The organism is Caballeronia grimmiae (assembly GCF_000698555.1).
Lineage (GTDB): Bacteria > Pseudomonadota > Gammaproteobacteria > Burkholderiales > Burkholderiaceae > Caballeronia > Caballeronia grimmiae.
This window is the reverse complement of record NZ_JFHE01000017.1, coordinates 13,647-36,327: the sequence shown is the minus strand read 5'-3', so window position 1 is coordinate 36,327 and position 22,681 is coordinate 13,647. Positions and strand designations below refer to the sequence as shown.

Annotated in this window: 19 protein-coding genes and 2 pseudogenes; 14 read left to right on the top strand and 7 right to left on the bottom strand. The window is 64.1% G+C overall.

What is annotated here, in order from left to right; all coding sequences use genetic code 11:
• Positions 1 to 77 precede the first annotated feature (77 nt).
• Complete coding sequence (locus BG57_RS17920) at positions 78 to 1,157, top strand: aldose 1-epimerase (RefSeq protein WP_035966769.1); 1,080 nt, start codon at positions 78 to 80, stop codon at positions 1,155 to 1,157.
• A gap of 61 nt (positions 1,158 to 1,218) precedes the next feature.
• Here BG57_RS17920 and BG57_RS17915 read toward each other — a convergent pair whose 3' ends face one another.
• On the bottom strand, positions 1,219 to 1,950 hold the full coding sequence (locus BG57_RS17915; RefSeq protein WP_035966768.1) for a 2OG-Fe(II) oxygenase: 732 nt from the start codon (positions 1,948 to 1,950) through the stop codon (positions 1,219 to 1,221).
• A gap of 333 nt (positions 1,951 to 2,283) precedes the next feature.
• Between BG57_RS17915 and pyrF the strand changes: the two genes are divergently transcribed.
• Positions 2,284 to 3,099 carry an orotidine-5'-phosphate decarboxylase gene (gene pyrF / locus BG57_RS17910; RefSeq protein WP_035966767.1) on the top strand — a complete coding sequence of 272 codons (816 nt, stop codon included), beginning with the start codon at positions 2,284 to 2,286 and terminating at the stop codon, positions 3,097 to 3,099.
• Between the two features lie 98 nt (positions 3,100 to 3,197).
• Here the strand turns inward: pyrF and BG57_RS17905 are convergent, their stop codons facing one another.
• Genes BG57_RS17905 through thiL form a run of 3 tightly spaced genes read right to left on the bottom strand, consistent with a single transcriptional unit; the run spans position 3,198 to position 5,236 of the window.
• Positions 3,198 to 3,698, bottom strand: a complete 501-nt coding sequence (locus tag BG57_RS17905; RefSeq protein WP_035966765.1) for a CinA family protein — start codon at positions 3,696 to 3,698, stop codon at positions 3,198 to 3,200.
• A 28-nt stretch (positions 3,699 to 3,726) separates the two neighbouring features.
• Positions 3,727 to 4,260: a phosphatidylglycerophosphatase A family protein gene (locus BG57_RS17900; RefSeq protein WP_174447232.1), complete on the bottom strand. Its 534-nt coding sequence runs from the start codon at positions 4,258 to 4,260 to the stop codon at positions 3,727 to 3,729.
• On the bottom strand, positions 4,250 to 5,236 hold the full coding sequence (gene thiL, locus BG57_RS17895; RefSeq protein ID WP_035966907.1) for a thiamine-phosphate kinase: 987 nt from the start codon (positions 5,234 to 5,236) through the stop codon (positions 4,250 to 4,252). The genes BG57_RS17900 and thiL overlap by 11 nt, the downstream gene beginning before the upstream one ends.
• Positions 5,237 to 5,502: 266 nt before the next feature.
• Between thiL and BG57_RS17890 the strand changes: the two genes are divergently transcribed.
• From BG57_RS17890 to BG57_RS17880, 4 genes and pseudogenes are all read left to right on the top strand, one after another.
• Complete coding sequence (locus BG57_RS17890) at positions 5,503 to 7,797, top strand: NADP-dependent malic enzyme (protein WP_035966764.1); 2,295 nt, start codon at positions 5,503 to 5,505, stop codon at positions 7,795 to 7,797.
• Between the two features lie 412 nt (positions 7,798 to 8,209).
• On the top strand, positions 8,210 to 8,719 hold the full coding sequence (locus tag BG57_RS17885) for a ribonuclease (RefSeq protein WP_035966762.1): 510 nt from the start codon (positions 8,210 to 8,212) through the stop codon (positions 8,717 to 8,719).
• A 15-nt stretch (positions 8,720 to 8,734) separates the two neighbouring features.
• Positions 8,735 to 8,842, top strand: a pseudogene (locus tag BG57_RS34330) (barstar family protein); the annotation flags it as partial.
• 63 nt (positions 8,843 to 8,905) lie between these two features.
• Positions 8,906 to 9,313 (top strand): annotated as a pseudogene (locus tag BG57_RS17880) (barstar family protein); the annotation flags it as partial.
• A 77-nt stretch (positions 9,314 to 9,390) separates the two neighbouring features.
• On the opposite strand, the gene BG57_RS17875 reads toward BG57_RS17880, so the two are convergent.
• Positions 9,391 to 10,128: a 16S rRNA (uracil(1498)-N(3))-methyltransferase gene (locus BG57_RS17875; RefSeq protein WP_035966758.1), complete on the bottom strand. Its 738-nt coding sequence runs from the start codon at positions 10,126 to 10,128 to the stop codon at positions 9,391 to 9,393.
• A gap of 18 nt (positions 10,129 to 10,146) precedes the next feature.
• On the bottom strand, positions 10,147 to 10,560 hold the full coding sequence (locus BG57_RS17870) for a VOC family protein (protein WP_035966757.1): 414 nt from the start codon (positions 10,558 to 10,560) through the stop codon (positions 10,147 to 10,149).
• A 352-nt stretch (positions 10,561 to 10,912) separates the two neighbouring features.
• On the opposite strand from BG57_RS17870, the gene tkt reads away from it, so the two are divergent.
• Together tkt and gap are read left to right on the top strand one after the other, a co-directional pair.
• Complete coding sequence (tkt, locus tag BG57_RS17865) at positions 10,913 to 12,964, top strand: transketolase (protein WP_035966756.1); 2,052 nt, start codon at positions 10,913 to 10,915, stop codon at positions 12,962 to 12,964.
• Positions 12,965 to 13,008: 44 nt separating this feature from the next.
• Complete coding sequence (gene gap, locus BG57_RS17860) at positions 13,009 to 14,019, top strand: type I glyceraldehyde-3-phosphate dehydrogenase (RefSeq protein WP_035966755.1); 1,011 nt, start codon at positions 13,009 to 13,011, stop codon at positions 14,017 to 14,019.
• Between the two features lie 183 nt (positions 14,020 to 14,202).
• Here gap and fur read toward each other — a convergent pair whose 3' ends face one another.
• The gene (gene fur / locus BG57_RS17855; RefSeq protein ID WP_008342866.1) at positions 14,203 to 14,631 is read right to left on the bottom strand and encodes a ferric iron uptake transcriptional regulator; all 429 of its coding nucleotides are present in this window, start codon (positions 14,629 to 14,631) and stop codon (positions 14,203 to 14,205) included.
• A 172-nt stretch (positions 14,632 to 14,803) separates the two neighbouring features.
• Here fur and BG57_RS17850 point away from each other — a divergent pair, with 172 nt between their 5' ends.
• The 6 genes from BG57_RS17850 (at position 14,804) to BG57_RS17825 (ending at position 22,674) form a co-directional block, all read left to right on the top strand.
• Positions 14,804 to 15,595 (top strand): outer membrane protein assembly factor BamE, encoded by a 792-nt coding sequence (locus BG57_RS17850; protein ID WP_035966753.1) that lies wholly within the window; start codon positions 14,804 to 14,806, stop codon positions 15,593 to 15,595.
• A gap of 126 nt (positions 15,596 to 15,721) precedes the next feature.
• Positions 15,722 to 16,519 (top strand): 4-hydroxy-tetrahydrodipicolinate reductase, encoded by a 798-nt coding sequence (gene dapB / locus BG57_RS17845; protein ID WP_035966749.1) that lies wholly within the window; start codon positions 15,722 to 15,724, stop codon positions 16,517 to 16,519.
• Between the two features lie 398 nt (positions 16,520 to 16,917).
• Positions 16,918 to 19,512: a leucine--tRNA ligase gene (gene leuS, locus BG57_RS17840; protein ID WP_035966748.1), complete on the top strand. Its 2,595-nt coding sequence runs from the start codon at positions 16,918 to 16,920 to the stop codon at positions 19,510 to 19,512.
• Between the two features lie 77 nt (positions 19,513 to 19,589).
• Positions 19,590 to 20,141 carry an LPS-assembly lipoprotein LptE gene (locus BG57_RS17835; protein WP_035966905.1) on the top strand — a complete coding sequence of 184 codons (552 nt, stop codon included), beginning with the start codon at positions 19,590 to 19,592 and terminating at the stop codon, positions 20,139 to 20,141.
• 30 nt (positions 20,142 to 20,171) lie between these two features.
• Positions 20,172 to 21,269, top strand: a complete 1,098-nt coding sequence (gene holA / locus BG57_RS17830; RefSeq protein WP_035966745.1) for a DNA polymerase III subunit delta — start codon at positions 20,172 to 20,174, stop codon at positions 21,267 to 21,269.
• 133 nt (positions 21,270 to 21,402) lie between these two features.
• Positions 21,403 to 22,674 (top strand): glutamate-5-semialdehyde dehydrogenase, encoded by a 1,272-nt coding sequence (locus BG57_RS17825; RefSeq protein WP_035966903.1) that lies wholly within the window; start codon positions 21,403 to 21,405, stop codon positions 22,672 to 22,674.
• Positions 22,675 to 22,681: the final 7 nt, after the last annotated feature.

The following is a 22,681-nucleotide window of genomic DNA, read 5'->3' as shown; positions in this document are numbered from 1 at the left end:
AGGCGGCGCGCACTGACGCGCCGCCCGCTCTGGCCCCGGCGATGCCGGGTCGGTCGCCTCTCGATGGAGCACGAGTCATGACTGTTGCGCGCACGGAGCAAAGGCTGAAATCCGCATCGACGACATCCACCGCGCAGGCGAACGCTCGCCGCTCGCGCCTCGCCGCCGCCTCCGAACCGCCAATCCGCCCCGGTCCGCACACCGCGGTCGTGGCGATGGGCGGCGCGGACGTCGAAGGCTGCATCACGCTGGTGAACGCGCACTTGCGGCTCGAGGTCGCGCCGGCGCTCGGCGGCGGCATCACGCGTTTCGACTGGCGCCACGAAGGCGTGCTCGTGCCGATCTTCCGGCCGTGCGCCGATCCCGGTCCCGGCACTGACCCGAACGAGCTCGCGTGCTATCCGCTCTTGCCGTATTCGAACCGCATCGGCAACGGGCATTTCCAGTTCTCCGGACGCGCGGTCGACGTGCCGCCGAATCGTCCCGACGAACCGCTGCCGCTGCATGGCGACGGCTGGCTCGGCGCGTGGGAGGTCGAAGAGGAAGAGGCGACGCGCGTGCGCCTGACGCTCGATCGCCACGACGGCAAGCCGTACTCGTTTCACGCGGCGCAGACTTACGCGCTCGAAGACGCGACGCTCGTCGTCACGCTCGAAGTGCGCAATAGCGGCGATGCAGCGCTGCCATTCGGCCTCGGATTGCATCCGTTTCTGATGCGCGAAACCGATACCGAACTATCCGCCGCGGCGGGCGGGCTGTGGCTTTGTGGCGACGACTGGCTGCCGGTCCGTCACGTTCCCGCGCCGCCTGCGTGGCAATTCGGCGTCGCTTATCCGATGCCATCGGAAATGGTGAATAACGCGTTCACCGGCTGGAGCGGACGCACGAGCGTGCTGTGGCCGAAGCGCCGCCTGTCGCTCACGATCGCCGCCGATACCGATTACTACGTGCTCTATGCGCCGCCCGGCGAGGACTTCTTCTGTTTCGAGCCGGTCGATCATCCGATCAACGCGGTGAATCTGCCCGGCGGCGGCGAGGCGCACGGGATGACCGTGCTCGCGCCCGGCGAGCGGCTGGCGCGGGAGTTTCGCTTCACCGTCGAGCGCATCGGGGAAGGGGCACGGCGTGCGCGGAAGCGCGAAGGCTTGCTGAGGTGAAGCGCGATACGCGCCGGCCACCGAATAGGCGGCTGTCGGCGCGAATAAATCGACGCACGAGTTACTGTGCGGCCGAAGCGGCTTGATTCATCAGAGCTGCCGCCGGTTTCAACATGACCCAACTCGTGGCAATGTACTTGTCTCCGTTTTTCGGCACATTGCCACGGTGCGTGTGCGTGAATCCTGCTGGAGCTATGAGAAGGGAACCGGTGCGCGGCTTGATTTTGGTCCGTTGAAAAAAGAACTCGGTTTCGCCTTCGTCGAACTCTTCGTTCAGGTAGACCACCCAGAAGAGGGCCCGGTGAAGGCCATCGAGGTTCTGGGCGTGATATTCACTGTGCCAGGCCGGATAGCCCCCTACATTGGCCGCGTAATGCTGCAGATTGATAGACCCGGGCATAAAGAAAAGGTCGATGGCCTCGATCAACTCCTGGTCGGTCAATGAAGGAAATTCTAGCGGAGCAACATCGCGCAGGACGGTTCGGCCCGATCCGGGCGTCGGGGCCTGTCTGATATTACTGTTCAGCACAAAGGGATAGCTGCGAATATATTGAATAAGGTATTGCAGGATTCTTTGATTGAGAAACGCATTGACGTCATCCCATTCCCGATGAAGGCTAATTATGAGGTCGGTGCTGCGTTTTACTGACTGTTGAATCTGGCCTCCGGCTGATCCGGTTATTTTGTATTCCGATTGATTGAACCGCTCGATCAGCACCGCGCACTCTGACGGGCTAAAAGCGTGCTCGTGAAACTGGGTGAAGTCTGGCGAAGTCTCTGAAGTAACTGTCATGAATTTATGAATTCCTGATGCGCTAATAAAAGTTATCGGGCGCGTACTCAGCACGCCTCGAACTTTGGGCGCACGGATTGGCAAGATTCACACAGTGCTGCTGACTCCGGCTGGAGAATATAAGCCTTGGTAAGCATCCGCCTCGTGTATATAGCCATTCTTGATCGATGCTACGGCGCTTACTATCAGGATAATCTCAATTTTGCCGGCAAATTCTGAAACTGCCTGGTCCGGTCTTTAGGAGGAGACGGACGAATCAGCCCCGATGCGCATCATTCTTCCAAGAGCGATACGCTAAAATTTATGCCTTCGACGCTTCCAGACTTGCCCGCCATGTCCTTCATCCAGTCTCTCAACGCCGCGTGGTCGCGGACCCAATCGCTCTTGTGCGTCGGCCTCGATCCCGAGCCGTCGAAGTTTCCGGGCGCGCTCAACGGCCGCGCCGACGCGATCTTCGAGTTCTGCAAGACCATCGCCGACGCCACCGCGCCGTACGCGTCGTCGTTCAAGCCGCAGATCGCATACTTCGCGGCGCATCGCGCGGAAGACCAGCTCGAAGCGCTGATCGCGCATATCCACGAAAAGCATCCTGGCATTCCGGTGATTCTCGATGCAAAGCGCGGCGATATCGGCAGCACGGCGGAGCAATACGCAAAGGAAGCCTTCGAGCGCTACAAGGCCGATGCCGTGACGGTCAATCCGTACATGGGCTTCGATTCGATCGAGCCGTATCTCGCGCATGAGGGAAAGGGCGTGATCGTGCTGTGCCGCACGTCGAACCCGGGCGGCTCGGACCTGCAATTCCTGACGACGTCCGATGGTCAGCCGCTGTATCAGGTCGTGGCGAAGCTCGCGGCGACGAAGTGGAATGATCAGGGCCAGCTCGGCCTCGTCGTCGGCGCGACGTTTCCGAAGGAGATCGAAGCGGTGCGGGGCATCGTCGGAAATATGCCGCTGCTGATTCCCGGCATTGGCGCGCAGGGCGGCGATGTCGAAGCGACCGTGCGTGCAGGCCGCACGGCCAACGGCGCCGGCATGCTCATCAACTCATCGCGGGCGATCATCTACGCCGGCAAGGGCGATGACTACGCCGACGCAGCGGCCGTTGCCGCGAAGAAGACACGCGATACGATCAACGCGTATCGATGAACCGCACGCTCACGCGCCGGATGTCGGCGTGAAGAGCGCCTGAATGTATTCCTCCGGGAAGCGGGCCACTGCGCCCGCATCTTGCGACTGCCCGCCTCTCATCGCTCGCGCTGTTCGAGAAACTCCAGCAAGCCTCTCAGCGCATGCGCCGCCGCCTGCGTTCGCACCTGCTCGCGGTCGCCTTTGAAGTGCAGCGTCTCGAATGCCGTATGCAGCCGGTTGCTCCACGCGAAGCAGACGGTGCCGACCGGCTTCGCGTCGCTGCCGCCCGCCGGGCCGGCCACGCCCGTGATCGACACCGATACCTGTGCGCGGCTGTTGCGCAGCGCGCCTTCGGCCATCGCTTTCGCGACCGGCTCGCTCACCGCGCCGTGCTGCTCGATCAGCGCGGCGGGCACGCCGATCATCTCCGTCTTCGCCAGATTCGAATACGTGACGAAACCGCGCTCGAACCACGCGCTGCTGCCCGAGATGTCCGTGATCGCGGCGGCGACCATGCCGCCCGTGCACGATTCGGCGGTCGCGAGCATCAGTCGTTCGTCGCGCAGCTTGTTGCTGACGCGAATCGCGAGTTGGTGAACGACGGTGTCGGTTGGCATGGCGGTGTTCTCGAAGAGAGGAATGAAATCAAACGGTCATGCGCCACAGCGCGATTACGAGCAGCGTGAAGAACGCCGCGACGAGATCATCGAACATGATGCCGAAGCCGCCTTTCAGATGCCGGTCGAAATAGCGGATGGGCGGCGGCTTCACCATGTCGAAGAAGCGGAACACGATGAACGCCCACAACTGGCCGGTGAAGGTCGCGGGCGTGACGAACAGCAGCACCAGCCAGAACGCGATGATCTCGTCCCACACCACCGCCGACGGGTCCGAGACGCCCATCCTCTTCGCCGTGAAGCTGCAGAACCAGCATCCCGCAATGTAGCCGACGACGATCAGCGCGCCCCATTCGGCAACCGTGAGATGCCGGTTGAACACAACGAACGACGCCCACGCGAAGAGCGTGCCGACGGTGCCCGGTGCGACAGGCGACAGCCCGCTGCCGAAGCCGAGCGACAGAATATGCACGGGATGGTTGAGCATGAAGCGCGCGGTCGCCTTGCGCGGCGCGGGACGCGGCCGGTCGGGCGCGTTCGCGAGAGTCGGGTCAGTCTGCATGAAAGTGGTCGAAGCCTTGCAACATCAAAGAAAGCGGAGCGCCGGCGCCGTCGCGCCACGCGATTTCCGGCGAACCGAAAGATTCGATTCTACCGATGCAGGTCAGCGGCACGCCCACGCGTTCGCCGATGCGCGCAATCGCATCGCGTGCGGTGCGCGGCGCGGTGAAGCAAAGCTCGTAGTCGTCGCCGCCCGCGAGCGTGCATTGGCGGCGCGCGGCGTCCGGCATGGCGCGCACGGCGTCTGAGCAGGGGACGGCGTCGGCATCGACGGTTGCCCGCACGTTCGAGCGCTTCAGGATATGCATGAGGTCGCCGGCGAGGCCATCGGAGATATCGAGCGCCGCGTGCGCGATGCCCCCGAGCGCCATGCCGAGCGCCACGCGCGGTTCGGGGCGTTCGAGCGCGCGCCGCCACGCCGATGCCGCAGCGTCCGGCGCTTGCCATTCGCCGAGCATCGCGCCGAGTGCCGCGCGGGCATCGCCGAGCGTGCCGGAAACATAGATGTCGTCGCCCGGCTTCGCTGCATCGCGACGCAGCGCCGTGTGGTGCGGTACATCGCCGAATACGGTGATGCAGATGTTGAGCGGTCCGCTCGTCGTGTCGCCGCCGATCAGCGCGCAGCCGAAGCGGTCGGCCAGCGCGAACAGGCCGTCGCTGAACGCTTGGAGCCACGCTTCATCGGCGCGCGGCAACGCGAGGGCGAGCGTGAACGCGTGCGGCTTCGCCCCCATCGCGGCAAGGTCCGACAAATTGACGGCGAGCGCCTTGTGACCGAGCGCGTACGGATCGACATCGGGGAAGAAGTGACGTCCTTCGACGAGCATGTCCGTCGAGATGGCCAACTGATGCCCCGCGGGCGGCGCGATCAGCGCGCAGTCGTCGCCGATGCCGAGCGGCGCGTCGCCCTGACGCGGCGCGGGCGTTTTCGCGCGGCGTGCGAAGAAGCGGTCGATTAAGGAGAACTCGGAGAGCATCGTCGGCGAATGAGTCATTTTTTGTGCGCTGCAAAAACGGAACGGCGATAACGACAAGGCTGGAATCCGAACGATCGAGAACCGCCGCCTATATCTCGAAAAAACAGGACGATGCGCTGCGAGCCTTGCCGCGCCATGCGATCAGACGTTTGGCAGTCACGGCACTTATAGCCGAAATGCACGGACTGCCGTCCCGAAACCGTAGGGGTTTGGCGCTACAATGCGTTGGAATCTCTATTCTAATTCCCGCACTTTCAGCCCGCCTTATGACGACTCCCGCCAATACGAAGTTGCGCGAAGCCGCGCTCGATTATCACGAGTTCCCGACCCCCGGGAAAATCGCGATCGCCCCGACGAAGCAGATGATCAACCAGCGCGATCTCGCGCTCGCGTATTCGCCGGGCGTGGCGTTCGCATGTGAGGAGATCGTCGCGGATCCGCTGAACGCCGCGCGCTTCACGGCCCGCAGCAATCTCGTCGGCGTGGTGACGAACGGCACCGCGGTGCTCGGTCTCGGCAACATCGGGCCGCTGGCGTCGAAGCCGGTCATGGAAGGGAAGGCAGTGCTCTTCAAGAAGTTTGCAGGCATCGACGTGTTCGATATCGAGCTGAACGAAACCGATCCGCACAAGCTCGTCGACGTGATCGCCGCGCTGGAGCCGACTTTCGGCGGCATCAATCTCGAAGACATCAAGGCGCCGGACTGCTTCATCGTCGAACGTGAAGCGCGCAAACGCATGAAGATCCCGGTCTTCCACGACGACCAGCACGGCACGGCCATCGTCGTCGCGGCGGCGGTCACCAACGGGCTGAAGGTGGTCGGCAAGAGCATCGGCGAAGTGAAGCTCGTCGCGTCCGGCGCGGGTGCGGCGGCGCTCGCGTGTCTCGACCTGCTCGTCGATCTCGGCATGAAGCTGGAGAACATTTACGTGACCGATCTGGCCGGCGTGGTCTACAAGGGCCGCGTCGAGCTGATGGACCCGGACAAGGAGCGCTACGCCCGCGAAACCAGCGCGCGCACGCTCGCGGAAGTTATCGAAGGCGCGGACGTATTCCTCGGCCTGTCGGCTGGCGGCGTGCTGAAGCAGGAGATGGTGAAGGGCATGGCCGCGAAGCCGCTGATTCTCTCGCTCGCCAATCCGACGCCGGAAATCCTGCCGGAACTCGCGCTCGAAGTGCGTCCCGACGCGGTGCTCGCGACCGGCCGCACGGACTATCCGAATCAGGTCAACAACGTTCTGTGCTTCCCGTTCATCTTCCGCGGCGCGCTCGATGCAGGCGCGACCACGATCACGAAGGAAATGGAAATCGCGGCCGTGAACGCGATCGCCGAACTGGCGCGTCAGGAACAAAGCGATATCGTCGCGACGGCTTATGGCATCCAGGACTTGTCGTTCGGTCCGGAATATCTGATTCCGAAGCCGTTCGATCCGCGTCTCATCGTGAAGGTCGCGCCGGCGGTGGCGAAGGCCGCGATGGAATCAGGCGTGGCGACGCGTCCGATCGAGGACATGGACGCCTACGAGCAGCATCTGCAGCAGTTCGTGTATCACAGCGGCACGACGATGAAGCCCGTATTCCAGCTTGCGCGCAGCGTCGAGCCGGAGAAGAAGCGCATCGTGTTCGCGGAAGGCGAAGAGGAACGCGTGCTGCGCGCGGTGCAGATCGCCGTCGACGAAAAGATCGCCAAGCCGATTCTCATCGGCCGTCCGGCGGTCATTCAGCAGCGCATCACGAAGTTCGGCCTGCGTCTGACGCCGGGCGTCGACTTCACGGTCGTCGATACGGACCACGACGAACGCTATCGCGATTTCTGGCAGACCTATTACTCGATGATGGCGCGCAAGGGCATCAGCCAGCAGATGGCGAAGCTCGAAATGCGCCGCCGCACGACGCTGATCGGCTCGATGCTCGTCAAGAAGGGCGAAGCGGACGGCATGATCTGCGGCACGGTGAGCACGACGCATCGTCACCTGCACTTCATCGATCAGGTGATCGGCAAGAAGGAAGGCTGCAACGTGTACGCGGCGATGAACGCGCTCGTGCTGCCCGGCCGCCAGATTTTCATCGTCGATACGCACGTCAACGTCGATCCGACGCCGGAGCAACTCGCCGAGATCACGATTCTCGCGGCGGAGGAAGTGAAGCGCTTCGGCATCTTGCCGAAGATCGCGCTGTTGTCGCATTCGAACTTCGGCACGAGCAACGCGCCGACGGCGCAGAAGATGCGCGACGTGCTGGCGATCCTCAAGCAGCGCGCACCCGATCTCGACGTGGACGGTGAAATGCACGGCGACGTCGCGCTCGACGCGCGTTTGCGCCGCGAAGTGCTGCCCGAATCGACGCTCGAAGGCGACGCGAATCTGCTGATCCTGCCGAACATCGACGCGGCGAACATCTCGTACAACCTGCTGAAGACGGCGGCGGGCAACAACATCGCGATCGGGCCGATCCTACTCGGCGCCGCGAAGCCGGTGCATGTGCTGACGGCGTCGGCGACGGTGCGTCGCATCGTCAACATGACGGCGCTGCTGGTCGCGGACACGACGGCCTCGCGCTAAGCATCCGGCTCGGGCGTCACCGCAAACAACGCGGCAGGAGTTCTTCCTGCCGCGTTTTTCTTTGGGCGAAAAAAAAGCGTGCCGGTGCTGGCACGCTTGGGGCAGAGGCAAGGGGTTGCCGCCCAATGCAGAGCAATCGCGATGGCGGGCATCGCGCGAAACTGGCGACAGGTGAGGCAACCGGTCCAGAGGTTTCGATCCCTACGCATGCATTTTTATCTCATACAGGATAAAAGTAACTCAGACAAAGGCTAAAAATTCCTGTCTTTTCTCCGGTTTTTAGGCTTCCACGAGTCGAAGTTGAGAAAAAATTTCCGAAATTCGGCGGAACGTTGCTTCCCCCTGTCATTAGCGATACCCTTATATCTTTCATGGTCGTCGAATTTCGGATCAACGCGGGGACAATCGTTTCGTGAAGCGTGCATCGGCGTTCGCTTGTATCGTCGCTCTGAGTCTCGTTCTGAGCGGTTGCGGCAAGGATGTTTCGCACGGCGACGCGGCTCCACGGCCAACGTCCACGCCCACGATTGCGGAGCAGTCGAATCAGGCGGGAAAGGCGTCGGCGAGGCCGGATGCGACAGTCGCGTCCTCTGAAGCGGAGCGGCCTGCCGTCGCTCAGGCGCGCGGCGATGGCCCCGGGACAATCAGCGTCGCCCAGTTGCCGAGGCAAGCGGTCGAGACGCTGAGGCTGATCGAAGCGGGCGGCCCGTTTCCTTATGAGAAGGACGGCGTCGTGTTCGGCAATCGCGAGCGTTTGCTGCCGCGGCATCCCCGCGGCTACTACCACGAGTACACAGTCCCCACGCCGCGCGCGCGGGATCGCGGCGCACGCCGGATCGTATGCGGTGGCCCGAAGCAGCAAACAGACGATTGCTACTACTCGGACGACCATTACGCCAGTTTGAAACGCATTGCGGGATAACTAGGGATTAACGGCATGAGCGACAACATCTACGCGCACGACAACGGCGTCGCGGGTGATCTTTTCGCCACCGGCGATGGCAACCTGTTCCAGCGAGTATTGCGGCTACGGATGACAGAACACGACAACAGACCCGAAGACGAGCCGAATCCGCAGCACAGCGCGGACGCCGAGGGGCATCCTCAGGAGGAATCGGAGTCTCTTTTCGCGACGGTGCGGCCGAACATCGTGCAGTCGATACGCGCGTTCCGTGTGCAGGAACTCGCCGACGAGGCGAACCGGCTCGGTCAGCATTTTCTCTACGCGTATCTCGGCCAGGCGCAGAGCAAGCAGGAAGTGTTGGAGACGATCGCGCTGTCGTTTCTGTTCCCGAAGCATTTCGGCAAGAACTATGACGCGCTGTATGACAGCCTGACCGATCTCGTCCACAAGGCGGGTTCGCAGCCGGGCTTCGTGATCGTGCTGGATCAACTGCCGATCGCCCAGAAGTTCGACAAGGAAGGGCGTGAGACGCTGCTCGATGTGTTCCGCGACGCGGCCGAATTCTGGGCCGAACGGCGCGTGGCCTTCCGCGTGTTTTATTCGTTCGTCTGAACTGTCGGCGTCACATAGAGAACAGCCCGATGAGTATGCTCGTCGGGCTGTTTTCGTTGGAGCGGCCAGAAAGCGCGTCACCAACCGCCCCAGCGCGCGGCCAGCGCCGCTAGCACCGCGATGCCCGCCGTTTCGGTGCGCAGCACGCGCGGCCCCAGACCGAGCGCTGAAAACCCCGCGCTCGCAATTTCGCTCTCTTCTGCAGGCGAAAACCCGGCTTCCGGACCGATCACCAGCGTCACCCGACCACGCGGCGGCTCCGCGGGCAGCGCATCGAAGGAGACTTCGGCGCGCGGCGACAGCAACAGGCGCACATCGCCATCTGATGCACCCGGCAGCGCCGCAAGCCACGCGGACAGGTCACGCGGCGGCGCGACTTCCGGCACGCGGTTGCGTCCGCATTGCTCGCAAGCGGCGCGCACGAGCGCCTGCCAGTGCGCCTGACGCCGCAGCGCACGCTCGCCCACGAGCCTGACGACGCCCCGCTCGGCCATCAACGGTTCGATGCCCGCGACGCCCAGCTCCACCGCCTTCTCGATGAGCCAGTCCATCTTGTCGCCGCCCGCGACGCCTTGCGCCAGCGTCACGCGATACGGCGGCTCGGCTTCGCGCTCGTTATGGCTATCGATACGGACGAGCGCCGTCTTCTTCGCAATATCGACGAGCACGCCGTGATACTCGCCGCCCGTGCCGTTGAAAAGCGTGATCGCGTCGCCGGCCGCGAGGCGAAGCACCTGCACGTGACGCACGACATCGTCGGGAAGGGAAAGGGTTTGGCCCGCGAGGAGCGCGCCGTCAACGTAGAAACGTGGCATGAGAAACTTGAGAACCGTTCAACGCAGATGCCGCGCAATCGCCCAGCGATAACCGTCCGGGTCTCCGAACTGGGCAAAGCGGTCGCCCCAGAACTGGTCCTGCGGCTCGATCAGCGGCTTTGCGCCGACCGCGAGCGCCTGCGCGAACGTGGCGTCGACGTCGTCGACATAAAGATAGAAGGACTGCGGCGCCGTCTGGCCCGCGCTTTTCGGCGTGCGCGCCTGCGACCCGTAAGCGCCTTCGGGCGCGAACATCACGATCAACTGTCCGTGATACGTCATCTCGACGTGAATGATCGTGCCGTCGTCGTTGACGCTGTCGCGCACCACGAAGCCGAGCGCCTTCTCGTAGAAGCCGATGCTCACGCGCGCATCCTTCACGGTGAGGTAGGGCGTCAACCAGGGGACATCGGCGGGGCGGGGATCGGTCATCGAGCGTACTCCTCAGGCTTCGTTGCTCACACAATTGACGGGCATTTTGCCACGAGGCGGGCAGGCGGCGCGGCCCGCGGGCTTCGCACGCCGCGTCCGTCGCACGTGGAATGCCCGGGCGAACTGCCGGATGGCGCACGTTCGACGCGCCGTCGCGCGCCTGTCAATCGGACCGGTCTGTTAGAATGACCGACTCCCGATCCTCGTCGTTTCTCGTCGTTCCGGTCCTGAAAACATGGTGTGCTGCGGGGCCGGCGCCCGGTGCGAAAGCATCGGTCGAAGGCATGCGGCAAGAAGCACCGTGGATCATTTCAGCACCTGCCCCAAGCTCTCGTAGCCGCCGACACACGACATGACGATCCCGACTTCCAGCCCGACCGCCCTCATGGCCAACGCGATCCGCGCGCTCGCCATGGACGCCGTTCAACAAGCCAACTCCGGTCACCCCGGCATGCCGATGGGCATGGCTGAAATTGGCGTCGCGCTGTGGTCGCGCCACCTGAAGCACAATCCGGCGAATCCGCATTGGTTCGATCGCGATCGTTTCGTGTTGTCGAACGGTCACGGTTCCATGCTGCTCTATGCGCTGCTGCACCTCACCGGTTACGACCTGCCGATGAGCGAGCTGAAGAACTTCCGCCAGTTGCATTCGAAGACGCCGGGCCATCCCGAAGTGGGTATCACGCCGGGCGTCGAGACGACCACTGGTCCGCTCGGCCAGGGCGTCGGCAACGCGGTGGGCATGGCGCTCGCCGAAGCGCTGCTCGCCGCTGAATTCAACAAGACCGACGCCAAGATCGTCGATCACCACACCTACGTTTTCCTTGGCGACGGCTGCCTGATGGAAGGCATCTCGCACGAAGCCTGCTCGCTCGCCGGCACGCTGAAGCTGAACAAGCTGATCGCGTTTTACGACGACAACGGCATCTCCATCGACGGCCACGTCGAGCACTGGTTCCACGACGACACCCCGAAGCGCTTCGAAGCGTACGGCTGGAACGTGATTCGCGGCGTGGACGGCCATGACGTCGACGCCGTCGATGCCGCCATCGCGCAGGCGAAGAAGTCCGACAAGCCGACGCTGATCTGCTGCCGCACGGTCATCGGCAAGGGCGCGCCGACGAAGGCGGGCGGTCACGACGCGCACGGCGCTCCGCTCGGCGGCGACGAAATCGCGGCCACGCGCGCGGCGATCGGCTGGAGCTACGAGCCGTTCGTCATCCCGCAGGAAGTCTACGCGGCGTGGGACGGCAAGGAACAAGGCCAGCGCGCGGAAAGCGACTGGAACAAGGCGTTCGACGCTTATCGCGCGAAGTACGCGCAGCAAGCGGACGAATTCACGCGCCGCATGAAGGGCGAGTTGCCCGCCGACTGGAAGCAGAGCGCGGCGAAGATCATCGAAGACGCGAATCAGCGTGCCGAGACGATTGCGACGCGCAAGGCATCGCAACAGGCCATCGAAGGTCTCGCCGCCGCGTTGCCGGAACTGCTCGGCGGTTCGGCCGACCTGACCGGCTCGAACCTGACCAACTGGAAGGCGTCGAAAGCGGTGCGCGCCGCCGGCGATGCGGAAAACGCAAATGCGGGCCACGCTGGCATCCAGTGGGGCAATCACATCAACTACGGCGTGCGCGAGTTCGGCATGTCCGCGGCGATCAACGGCATCGCGCTGCACGGCGGCTTCCGTCCGTTCGGCGGCACGTTCCTGACGTTCTCGGACTACAGCCGCAATGCGCTGCGCGTCGCGGCGCTGATGAAGTCGCGCTCGATCTTCGTGTTCACGCACGACTCCATCGGCCTCGGCGAAGACGGCCCGACGCACCAGTCGGTCGAGCACGTGTCCAGCCTGCGCCTGATTCCGCAATTGCAGACGTGGCGTCCGGCGGACACCGTCGAGACGGCGGTGGCGTGGACGCATGCAATCGAGCACGAAGGCCCGTCGACGCTGATCTTCAGCCGTCAGAATCTGCAATTCGCGCCGCGCGACGACATCCAGATCGCGAACATCGCGAAGGGCGGCTACGTGCTGCGCGACTGGAACGACGACATTCCCGCACGCAAGATCATCCTCATCGCGACCGGCTCGGAAGTGCAACTGGCGATGCAGGCGGTCGAGGCGCTCGCGAAGGAAGGCATCGGGGCGCGCATCGTGTCGATGCCCTGCACGAACGTGTTCGACAAGCAGGACGCCGCATATCGCGAGCGCGTGCTGCCGAAGGGCGTGGCGCGTGTCGCGATCGAGGCGGGCGTGACGGATTTCTGGCGCAAGTACGTCGGCCTGGAAGGCGGCGTGGTGGGCATCGACACGTTCGGCGAATCTGCGCCGGCCGGTGCGCTCTTCAAGCATTTCGGCTTCACGGTGGAGAACGTCGTCGCAACGGCGAAGACCGTTCTGGCCGCGTGAATCCGCGTCAGCGAGCAGGTTTTTTTAAGCCAAGGAGATAGACCATGACGATTCGCGTTGCAATCAACGGCTACGGCCGGATCGGCCGCAACACGCTGCGCGCCTTGTATGAAAACGGCAAGAAGCACGACATCGAGATCGTCGCCATCAACGATCTCGGCGATGCCAAGACCAACGCGCACCTCACGCAGTACGACACGGCGCACGGCAAGTTCCCGGGCCAGGTGTCGGTGGACGGCGATTATCTCGTCGTCAACGGCGACCGCATCCGCGTGCTGGCGAACCGCAACCCGGCCGAACTGCCGTGGGGCGAGCTGAACGTCGACGTGGTGATGGAGTGCACCGGCTTCTTCACGACGAAGGAAAAGGCGAGCGCGCACATCAAGGGCGGCGCGAAGAAGGTCATCATCTCCGCGCCGGGCGGCAAGGACGTGGACGCGACCATCGTGTACGGCGTGAACCACAACGTGCTGAAGGCATCGGACACGGTCATCTCCAACGCATCGTGCACGACGAACTGCCTCGCGCCGCTCGTCAAGCCGCTGAACGACAAGATCGGCCTCGTCAACGGCCTGATGACCACCATCCACGCCTACACGAACGATCAGGTCCTGACCGACGTGTATCACGAAGACCTGCGCCGCGCGCGCTCGGCCACGCACAGCCAGATCCCGACGAAGACGGGCGCGGCGTCGGCGGTCGGCCTGGTGCTGCCGGAACTGAACGGCAAGCTGGATGGCTACGCGATCCGCGTGCCGACCATCAACGTGTCGGTGGTCGATCTGTCGTTCATCGCCGCGCGCGACACGACGGTCGAAGAAGTCAACAAGATCATGAAGGAAGCGTCGGAAGGCGAGCTGAAGGGCATCCTCGGCTACAACGACGCGCCGCTGGTCTCCGTCGACTTCAACCACAACCCGGCTTCGTCGACGTTCGACGCAACGCTGACCAAGGTTTCGGGCCGTCTCGTGAAGGTGTCGAGCTGGTACGACAACGAGTGGGGCTTCTCGAACCGCATGCTGGATACGGCTGTCGCGCTGGCAAACGCCAAGTAAGCGCTGCCTGATCGAAGTCGTGCAGAGCCGCTCTTCGGAGCGGCTTTTTTGTGCGTGCGCCGAACGCAGGCGAGATTCGGCAACACGCGAATCGCCGAATGTACGGACGAAACGAAACCGCCGTCCATCGAAGCCGATGGACGGCGGTTCTCGCAGCACGCCGCAACGAGCGGCGCGTCGTGCTCAGTGCTTGCGATGCGGGCAGTTTTCCTTCGTGCAGGCGCCGTAAAGCGCGAGCGCGTGCTCGTGCAGCTTGAAGCCGCGCTCCTTCGCGATCGATTGCTGGCGGCGTTCGATCTCCGCATCGAAGAATTCTTCGACACGGCCGCAGTCGATGCACACGAGGTGATCGTGATGCGAGCCTTCGTTCAGTTCGAACACAGCCTTGCCCGATTCGAAATTGCTTCGCGACAAGAGGCCTGCTTGCTCGAACTGCGTCAACACGCGATAAACCGTGGCGAGCCCGATGTCCAGTTCTTCATTGAGCAGGCTGCGATACACGTCTTCAGCGGTCAGATGGCGCACCGGACTGTGTTGGAAAATCTCGAGAATCTTGAGGCGGGGCAGGGTCGCCTTGAGCCCGATGTTTTTGAGATCGGCGGGATTGGTCATCGCTAGGCATCCCTAGAGTACAATTCAAGGTTCCCATAGTAATGCGTTTTTCTAAATCCTGACATCCAGGCGGCACCGGGTGAAAAGTGAAGAGGAGCGCGGCCTTCTGGCGCTGTGCGCGAAAGGTGAAATGTTCTCAAAATTTTTATCGAATTGCAGGGAGAGCCGTCGCATGCGGGGAACCATCATCGCAGCAACCCTCGCCGCGTTGCTCGCGGGTTGCTCGACGTACGACAGCGTCACGCAGAAGATCGCGCAAAGCATCACGCCGTATCGCATCACGGTCGTGCAGGGCAACTTCGTATCGCAGGAAGCAGCAAGCCAGATGCAGGTCGGCATGTCGCGCGATCAGGTCCGCGCGCTACTCGGCACGCCGCTGTTGACAGACATGTTTCACGCGGATCGCTGGGACTACGTGTTCTACTTCAAGCGTGGTTCGGCGTCCATCGTCCAGCAGCGTGACTTCGTCGTGAACTTCGCGAGCGATCGCGTCGTGAGCTGGTCGGGCGGAGAGAATCTGCCGTCGAACCTCGAATTGCTCGCTGAAATCGACGGCGACAAGGGCGTCAAGGTCGCGAAGCCGGTGGCGGTCGCAGCGGCGGCGTCGGCCACGGCGGCATCGGCGCCGGCGTTGACTGCGCCGGGTGGCGAGCCGTCCACGCAGCCGAACACGTCGGCCGCTTTTGCCGGCGACGCGAATCAGCAAGCCGCGCAGGCCGCCAATCGCGCGACCGCGCAGGTCGAAATGCCGGCCGGCCGCACGCAATCGTCGGTGCGCGCTAACGTGCCGCAAACCGCGGGCGCAGCGCCCGGCGCGGGCAGTCAGGGCAGCAATTCGCAGATCCAGCTGCAGCGCAAGCCGCAGACGATCAACATCCCGGACAGCAGCGCGGTCGGTCCGGCGAGCACGTCGCCCACGCCTGCGAACGCGGGTGGCCAGGCGCAGTTCACCATGCCGCAGTAATGCGGGCAGCCTGATCGGGACGGCGCGGCTTTCGCGCTGCCCGGCCCGATTTCGCGCCGCGCGTTTCCGGTGCGGCGCCCCAACATCCAGCCGCGTGCTCGCCGCGCGGTTCAACACGAGACAGCCATGAAGATCGCCATTGCCGGGGCGTCGGGCCGCATGGGCCGGATGCTGATTGAAACCGTTCTCAACGATTCCAATGCGCAACTCGTCGGCGCGCTCGACCGTCCGGGCGTCGAGCAGCTCGGACAGGATGCGGGCGCCTTTCTCGGCAAGAACACAGGCGTCAAGCTGACCGACGACGTCGAACGCGTGTTCGCCGACGCCGATTATCTGATCGACTTCACGCGTCCTGAAGGCACGATGGCGCATCTCGAGGCCGCGCTGCGTCACAAGGTGAAGATGGTCATCGGCACGACGGGTCTTTCGGATGAGCAGAAGGCGCAACTGAAGCAGGCGGGCGAGAAGATCGGCGTGGTGTTCGCGCCGAACATGAGCGTCGGCGTGAACGTCACGCTCAAGCTGCTGGAGTACGCGGCGAAGCATTTCGCGCAAGGTTACGACATCGAGATCATCGAGGCGCATCACCGGCATAAGGTCGATGCGCCATCCGGTACCGCGCTCGCGATGGGCGAAGTCGTCGCGAATGCGCTCGGCCGCGATCTGAAAGACTGCGCCGTCTATGCGCGCGAAGGCGTGACGGGCGAGCGCGATGCGTCGACCATCGGTTTTTCGGCGATCCGTGGCGGCGATATCGTCGGCGATCACACGGTGCTGTTCGCGGGCATCGGCGAGCGCGTCGAGATCACGCACAAGTCGGCGAGCCGTCTGTCCTACGCGCAGGGCGCGTTGCGTGCGGTGCGCTTCCTCGAATCGCACGAGACCGGCTTCTTCGACATGCAGGACGTGCTCGGCTTGCGCTGAGCGGTAGCGTCCTGGCCGGGGCGGGGGACGCCGCAGCTCCTCCGCTTTCCATCGGCGAGGCCGGCAAGCTCCACTAAAGCAACGCCCGATACCGCGGGGACATGCGCGTGCTTCGGCTGTGCGGCCCGGCATTCTTCGCAACCTGATCAGCGCGTAACGACCAGGCCGCCTGACCCGAAACGCGCGCACGCCAAGCCTCATCGCACGAAGTCGCGCGCGCCAGCACGGACTGCCGCGACGGTATAATCGCCCTTTGCCCGTCCGGTGCGCCCGCATCGCCGGGGCCGCATTCCCGACGAAGACCGAAGCCGAAAGCGAAGGCCACGCGATACGTGCGTGCGCAGCCGTGTCGTTCCCGAGGTCCGTTCCCAGCATTCGCTCCAAGCCAGACACACACCATGCACGATAAATACGTACCCGCCGACGTCGAATCCGCCGCGCAGAGCAACTGGCGCGCGAACGACGTCTACCGGACGACCGAGACGTCGACTAAACCCAAGTTCTATTGCGTCTCGATGCTGCCGTATCCGTCGGGCAAGCTGCACATGGGCCACGTGCGCAACTACACCATCAACGACGTGATGTACCGTTATCTGCGCATGAACGGCCACAACACGCTGATGCCGATGGGCTGGGACGCGTTCGGCATGCCCGCCGAGAACGCGGCGATGGCGAACGGCGTGCCGCCCGCCAAGTGGACCTACGACAACATCGCGTACATGAAGAAGCAGATGCAGTCGATGGGCCTCGCTATCGACTGGTCGCGCGAAGTCGCCACATGCTCGCCCGAGTACTACAAGTGGAACCAGTGGCTGTTTCTGAAGATGCTGGAAAAGGGCATCGCGTACAAGAAGACGGGCACGGTGAACTGGGACCCGGTCGATCAGACGGTGCTCGCGAACGAGCAGGTCATCGATGGGCGCGGCTGGCGCTCGGGCGCGCTCGTGGAGAAGCGCGAAATCCCCATGTACTACCTGCGCATCACCGATTACGCGGATCAACTGCTCGACGATCTCGAAGGCCTCGGCTGGCCCGAGCGCGTCAAGATCATGCAGCAGAACTGGATCGGCAAGAGCTTCGGCGTGAACTTCGGCTTCCCGTATGAAATCGACGGGGAATCGAAGCTCTTGCGCGTGTTCACCACGCGCGCCGACACCATCATGGGCGTGACCTTCGCGGCCATCGCGGCGGAGCATCCGCTCGCCACGCGCCTCGCGCGGGACAACGCGGATTTGCAGGCGTTCATCGAGGAATGCAAGCGCGGCGGCGTCGCGGAAGCGGATGTCGCCACGATGGAAAAGAAGGGCATGGCGACCGGCTTCTTCGTCAAGCATCCGCTGACGGGCGAGAACGTCGAAGTGTGGATCGGCAATTACGTGCTGATGTCCTACGGCGAAGGCGCGGTGATGGGCGTGCCGGCGCACGATGAGCGCGACTTCGCGTTCGCCAAGAAATACGGCTTGCCGATCAAACAGGTCATCGCGGTCGAAGGCAAGACCTACTCGACCGACGAGTGGCAAGAGTGGTACGCCGACAAGACCGCCGGCCGGCTCGTGAACAGCGGCAAGTACGACGGCCTGACGACAGAGGAAGCCATCGACGCGATCGCGGCCGACCTGAAGGCAAAGGGCCTCGGCGACAAGCAGGTGACGTGGCGTCTGCGCGACTGGGGCATCTCGCGCCAGCGCTACTGGGGCACGCCGATTCCGATCATCCACTGCCCGAGCTGCGGCGACGTGCCGGTGCCGGAAAAGGATCTGCCGGTCGTGCTGCCCGAAGACCTCGTGCCGGACGGCACGGGCAATCCGCTCGCGAAGTCGGAAGCGTTCCTGAATTGCTCGTGCCCGAAGTGCGGCGCGGCGGCGAAGCGCGAAACCGACACGATGGACACCTTCGTCGATTCGTCCTGGTACTTCTCGCGCTACAGCGCGCCGGACGCCGCCACCATGGTCGACGAGCGGACCGATTACTGGATGCCGATGGACCAGTACATCGGCGGTATCGAGCACGCGATTCTTCACCTCTTGTATTCGCGCTTCTGGACGAAGGTCATGCGCGACATGGGTCTCGTCAAGTTCGGCGAGCCGGCGAAGAACCTGCTCACGCAGGGCATGGTGCTCAACGAGACGTTCTATCGCGAGGACGCGAGCGGCAAGAAGACCTGGTACAACCCGCTCGACGTTGTCGTGTCGCACGACGACAAGGGCCGCCCGATCGGCGCGACGCTCATCGCGGACGGCCAGCCGGTCGTGCTGGGCGGCGTCGAGAAGATGTCGAAGTCGAAGAACAACGGGGTCGATCCGCAGACGCTGATCGACCAGTACGGCGCGGATACGGCGCGTCTCTTCGTGATGTTCGCGGCGCCGCCGGAGCAATCGCTCGAATGGTCCGGCGCGGGCGTGGAAGGCGCGAGCCGTTTCCTGCGCCGCGTATGGCACTTCGGCCACGACAACGCGGACGCGCTGCGCCAGCACGGCAAGCTCGATGCATCGACGCTCACCGACGCTGACAAGACGCTGCGCCGCGAAATCTACAGCGTGCTCAAGCAAGCGGATTTCGACTACGGCCGCCTGCAGTACAACACGGTCGTGTCCGCCGCGATGAAGATGCTCAACGCGCTCGAAGGCGCGAAGAGCAGCAGCGCCGGCGTGCTGAACGAAACCTTCGGCGTGCTGCTGCGCGTGCTGTATCCGGTGGTGCCGCACATCGCTTTCCAGTTGTGGCAGGAACTCGGATACGCGGAGCTGTTCGGTCCGCTGCTCGACGCGCCCTGGCCTAAGGTCGACGAAGCCGCGCTCGAGCAATCGGAGATCGAGCTCGTGTTGCAGGTAAACGGCAAGGTGCGCGGCGCGCTCACGGTCCCGAAGGCGGCATCGCGCGAAGATATCGAGAAGGCCGCGACCGCGCACGAGATGTTCGAGAAGTTCGCGGAAGGCCGCGCGCCGAAGAAGATCGTCGTGGTGCCGGGGCGTCTCGTAAACGTCGTCGTCTGATGGCTGAAGCCAAGGGAGTGAGTGTGACGGGACAAGCCGTGCAGCAACGTACCGAAACGACAACGCCGGGAGCCGGCATGCGCAGGCGTTCGTTCCTTGCGCTTCTCGGCGGCGCGCTCGCGCTGTCCGCGTGCGGCTTCCAGCTGCGCGGCCAGCAGGACTATGCGTTCAAGCGGCTGGCGGTGTCGGGCGGCGTGCCGCAGATGGTCGCGCGCCTCGAACGCATGGTGCAGGGCGGCAGCGACACGGTGATCGTCAAGGGCTGGGAAAAGCCCGACGCCACGCTCTTCCTTTCCGAAGGGCAGGGGCTGGGCACGCTGAGCCTGAACTCGCAGGGCGTCGTGCAGGAATACGAGCTGACTTACAACCTGGCTTACTCGCTGATCGGTGCGGACGGCACGGTGCTGATTCCCCAGAGCGTGATCGCGCTGAATCGTGCAATGACCTACAGCGACCAGTACACGCTCGCCAAGTCGCAGGAAGCGACGCTGCTTTACAACGACATGCGGATGGACGCGGTTGATCAGTTGACGCGCCGGCTTGCCGTCGTGCGTTCGCTGCATCCATTGCCGAGCGAGCAGACGCCGGGCATCGCGCCGCGTGCGCCGTTGCCGACGCCGCCGCTCTGATCGCCGGCGGCTATCGGTCTATCGGTCATCATGCAACTGAAGCTCGACGCGCTCGAAGCGCACCTCGCCAAAGGCCTGAAGGGGCTCTACGTCGTGTATGGCGACGAGCACCTGCTCGCGCAGGAAGCGTGCGACCGCATCCGGGCGACGGCGCGTGCCGCCGGCTTCACCGATCGCACGGTGTTCACCGTCGAGCGCGGCTTCGACTGGAGCGCGCTCATCGGCGCCACGCAGTCGATGTCGCTATTCGGTGACCGTCAGCTCATCGAACTGCGAATCCCCACGGGCAAGCCCGGCAAGGAAGGCGCGGAAGCGTTGAAGACGCTCGCCGCCGCCGACAACCCTGACGTCGTCACGCTCGTCACCTTGCCGCGTCTCGATTCGGCGACGCAGAAATCGGCCTGGTTCACGGCGATCAGCGGCGCTGGCGTCGCGCTGAAGATCGATGCGATCGAGCGCGCGCAGTTGCCGATGTGGGTCGGCCAGCGCCTGTCGCAGCAAGGTCAGCGCGTCGCGCCGGGCGAAGAAGGGCGGCGCGCGCTGGTTTTCATCGCGGAGCGAGTCGAGGGCAACCTGCTTGCCGCGCATCAGGAAATCCAGAAGCTCGGCTTGCTGTATCCGCAAGGCGTGCTGAGTTTCGAGCAGATTCACGATGCCGTGCTGAACGTCGCGCGATACGACGTGTTCAAGCTCAACGAAGCGATGCTGACGGGCGACGTCGGCCGCCTCTCGCGCATGCTCGACGGCCTCAAGGGCGAGGGCGAGGCGGCTGTGCTCGTGTTGTGGGCGCTCGTCGAAGAAGTGCGGACGCTGTTGCGCATCAAGCGCGGCGTCGCGTCCGGCAAGCCGCTCGCCACGCTTTTGCGCGAAAACCGCGTTTGGGGGCCGCGCGAGCGTTTGATCGGCCCGGCGCTTTCGCGCGTGACGGAAGAGGCGCTGGAAAAGGCGCTGTCGCTGGCGGCTCGGCTGGATCGGCAAGTGAAGGGGCTGTCGGGTAGCGCGGGCAAACGCGGCAGCGAAACGCCGCCCGATCCGTGGGCGGGCATGTTCGAACTGGCGATGGCCGTCGCGCAGGGCGGCTCGCCATCGAAAGCCGCGGCCGCCGCACCGGCGCGACCGCGTCGCTGAAACGCTTCACGGCTTAGAATGACTGTTTCAGCGTCCGGCTTTCAACGCACCGGACGCGCTTTCCCATCGCGCTGACGCCACACTTCAGCGACGCCGCGCCCGGCGCGCGGAACCGGCAGACGGAATGACCCAGATGAACATCGATCAATACATGACCGACCTCGGCCGCCGCGCCCGCGTGGCTTCCCGCGCGATGGCGCGGGCGTCGACGGCGGCGAAGAACGCGGCGCTCGTCGCAGTCGCGACCGCGATCGAGCGCGAACGCGAGACGCTCAAGGCCGCAAACGCGCGTGACCTCGCACGCGCTCGCGAGAAGGGCCACGACGCGGCGTTCATCGACCGCCTCACGCTCTCCGACAAGGCGCTGAACACGATGGTCGAAGGCTTGCGGCAAGTCGCGTCGCTGGCCGATCCGATCGGCGAGATCAGCGGCCTGAAGTTTCGGCCGACCGGCATTCAGGTGGGCCAGATGCGCGTGCCGCTGGGCGTGATCGGCATCATCTATGAATCGAGGCCGAACGTGACCATCGACGCCGCGGCGCTCTGCCTCAAGTCCGGCAATGCGACGATCCTGCGCGGCGGCTCCGAGGCGCTCGAATGCAACACCGCGCTCGCAAAGTTGATCGGCGAGGGACTGCAGGCGGCCGCGTTGCCGCAGGACGCGGTGCAGGTCGTCGAGACGGCGGATCGCGCGGCGGTCGGCAAGCTGATCACGATGACCGAGTTTGTGGACGTCATCGTGCCGCGCGGCGGCAAAAGCCTCATCGCGCGGCTGATGGAAGAATCGCGCGTGCCGATGATCAAGCATCTCGACGGCATCTGCCACGTGTACGTCGATGACCGCGCGGATCTCGCGAAAGCGGCGGCGATCTGCGACAACGCGAAGACGCATCGCTACGGCACCTGCAACACGATGGAAACGTTGCTGGTCGCGCGGGGTATCGCGAGCGAGGCGCTGCCGTTGCTGGCGCGTGCATTCCAGGCGAAGGACGTCGAATTGCGCGTGGACGCCGAATCGCGCGCGGTGCTGGAAGCGGCGCACATCGGCTCGCTCGTCGACGCTACGGAAGCCGACTGGAGCACCGAATATCTCGCGCCCGTGCTGGCGGTGAAGATCGTCGGCGACATGGACGAAGCGATCGAGCATATCAACGCTTACGGCTCACATCACACCGACGCGATCGTTACCGAAGACCACGACCGCGCGATGCGTTTCCTCCGCGAAGTCGATTCCGCGAGCGTGATGGTCAACGCATCGACGCGTTTCGCCGATGGCTTCGAGTTCGGGCTCGGCGCGGAAATCGGCATCTCGAACGACAAGCTGCATGCGCGCGGGCCGGTCGGGCTCGAAGGGCTGACGTCGCTGAAATATGTGGTGCTGGGCCACGGCGAAGTGCGTCAATAAGGCAAGC